Origin of the sequence: Carboxylicivirga litoralis, from assembly GCF_025499605.1 — a bacterium.
Classification (GTDB): domain Bacteria; phylum Bacteroidota; class Bacteroidia; order Bacteroidales; family Marinilabiliaceae; genus Carboxylicivirga; species Carboxylicivirga litoralis.
Window position 1 is genome coordinate 1 of the sequence record NZ_JAFMVC010000071.1, and the last position, 2,664, is coordinate 2,664.

Annotated in this window: 2 protein-coding genes; both read right to left on the bottom strand. The window is 37.6% G+C overall.

The window, feature by feature from the left end:
- Positions 1-231 precede the first annotated feature (231 nt).
- The gene (locus J1N10_RS20630) at positions 232-909 is read right to left on the bottom strand and encodes a hypothetical protein (protein WP_262328622.1); all 678 of its coding nucleotides are present in this window, start codon (positions 907-909) and stop codon (positions 232-234) included.
- 169 nt (positions 910-1,078) lie between these two features.
- A complete protein-coding gene (locus tag J1N10_RS20635; protein WP_262328623.1) occupies positions 1,079-2,482 on the bottom strand; it encodes a sulfatase-like hydrolase/transferase in 1,404 nt (467 codons plus the stop codon).
- Positions 2,483-2,664 lie beyond the last annotated feature (182 nt).

A 2,664-nucleotide genomic window follows, 5' to 3' on the forward strand; every position in this document is an offset into this window, starting at 1 on the left:
CTTTACGCCATTGCCTTGAGGCGGTTCTCCCAACTGCCAAATACCTGCTTCTTTATTAGCTACTACGATATTGCGTCATATGAGGGCTAACGGTTGGCCGCATGGCGCTGTAGCAGATTTGCGTTGAGATTGTCCGTCCGAGAGGACGAGACTATCGAGGCGGGAATCTGCACAACCAAAAACAGCCAGACTCTGCTATGCGCTATGGCGGCGTGTTAGCCTCAGTTTTTTTTATTCAATTCTTTTTAAATTCCATTCTATCAATTCCCCATCTATTTTTGTCCCATACCTCGCTAAGCCAAGGTTTTTAGCGTAAATGGAATAACCAGACATTTTGTTTGTTTTATTTAAAAGCGGCATTAAATTATGTTTGAATTTTACTTCTATTTTAGTTTCAAAATATAATGCTGGAATATCATTACCATTCCAATTATAAATTGTGTCTTTTATAAATTTCAGGTCATAGTCTGTTTTCATTAAAATATCGTTCTTTTCATATTTTGTAGTTGAATAGAAAGTATTATTAACTAACTTTTCATTTTCGATTATTCCATTAGTTATTCCTGATATATTATCATTAGAATCATAATCAAAGCGATAAGTTTCTAAGATTTTAAAAGGATTGTTAATGTCAATAATTACTGAGTCAAATTTTAGCTTTCCTGCTCCTTGTATTGATGACAAGTATTGAAGTTCTCCGTTTTGAATTATTTTCTTTCGTTTGTATGTGGTTTCTGATGAATTGATTTTACTATAAACAAAAGTTGTTTCCTTAGAATTTGATAATAAGGGGTATTGATACTCTTTAATTCGGTCAAAGTTGATATTTGAAGGGATAGAGCATCCAGTCATGCTAATAATTGATAATATTAGTAATAGTGTAATCCCATTTGTATTAATAAACTTCATTATTCTATGTTCTTTGTTTTTTAAATTGAGGCTAACGGCCACTTGTATGAGCAGTAGCAGTTTGCGTGCTACAAACTCAACAAATTATGATGAAGTTTGAGCGGCGTGCATAACTTAAAATCAAGCACTTTCACTGCTATTGCTTATACAAATTGTTGGCGGTAGTAGTTTATTGCATTGGTTTGTAATCTAGTGGAGCACCAGCCGGAATGCACGGCTCTTTCTGAATACTTCCTTGATATTCTTTAAGAATTTTACCGACATGAGCCATAACCCAGGTATGAAGATGTGGGTAGCTATATGGTTTTTCCTCTTTGGGGTCGGTATCAAGGTTGATAAGCCAAGGTGTTGCCAATTTTTTTTCAGGTGCAGCAAATGTTTCCTTTGCCACAAAAACCACTTTAAAGTTGTTCCATTTTACGCCATACATGGTCTCACCCATCCAATAGGGAAAACCTTCTCGGTCTGATTTATCTTGCTTGCCTTCAAAAAAAAGACGCTGGTCATAACCATCTATTACGCGGTCTGTAGGTACATTACCGCCCGTCCAACTTATCAGGGTTGTATACATGTCGGTAATATGAACTATTTCGTTACTCACCTGTCCGGCAGGTACCTTTTCAGGGTAATGCACAATACAAGGTGTCCTTAAACTACCTTCCATGCCGGTAAAATAAGAACCAACAAATCTGCCGGCATCACCTCTCCATGGCTCCATATACTCAGGACCGTTGTCTCCGGAAAAAACAACAATAGTATTTTTATCAACACCGGCTTCTTTCAAAAAATCCATTAAACGACCAAAATCGGTATCCATTTGTAAAATACAATCAGCCCAATCGCCATGACCTGTTTTGCCCTTGAATTCTAATCTAGGGTCGTTAGGCATGTGCATGAGTGTATAATTGAAATAAAGGAAAAAGGGTTTATTATTGTCAACACTTTTTTTAATGAATGCTTTGCTGCGATTCATATATTCCACATCCAAATCTCGTTTTAGTTCTCTAGTAAGTTGAACGGTTGATTTTACCGTGCCATCTTTTTTACCTTCATACATATAGGATATTGGGTCCCTTTCAGGGTTGTACCATGGGTCTTCCGCCCATAGAGCTTCATCATAGGAGTGAGCCGGTCCGTACCATTCATCAAACCCATTATCTGTTGGCCAGCGCCCTTCTGAAGCACCAATGTGCCATTTGCCAACACATGAGGTTGCGTAACCATTATCTGAGAAAACTTCGGCCATGGTTTTTTCCCACGCAACAATACCTCCTTCTTCACCTGCTAATGCAACAGTGTGGTTGCCAGAGCGAATAGAATAGCGTCCGGTCATTAAAGCAGAACGTGATGGGGTGCATTGCGTTTCCGGGGCAAAATTCCAAAGTTGTAAACCTTGCTCGGCTAATTTATCTAATCTTGGTGTTTCTACACCTCGGGTTATGCCACCATCATAACAACTAAGTTCACCCATACCAAGATTATCTACAAGAAAATAGATTACGTTTGGTTTTTCTTGCGATTGGGTATTTGTTATCGTTAAAATCAAATAAACAATCAGTGCTAGTTTTTTCATAACATCATTTTTTTAAGTGTTTTAAGTATATTCAGTCATTAAATAATTCAAGTATCGTGGATTCTCAGTACGCATCTCTATTACCGCCAACGTTAAGGCTATGAAGCGTAAGTGAGCATTAACCAGATTTCACTTCCAAACTTAACTGAGCCAAAGCGTTGTATTTGTTTTTATCTTTTCAT

Coding starts and splice junctions, on each gene's coding strand:
- J1N10_RS20630 (WP_262328622.1), bottom strand. CDS start 909: ATGAAGTTTATTAATACAAATGGGATTACACTATTACTAATATTATCA.
- J1N10_RS20635 (WP_262328623.1), bottom strand. CDS start 2,482: ATGAAAAAACTAGCACTGATTGTTTATTTGATTTTAACGATAACAAAT.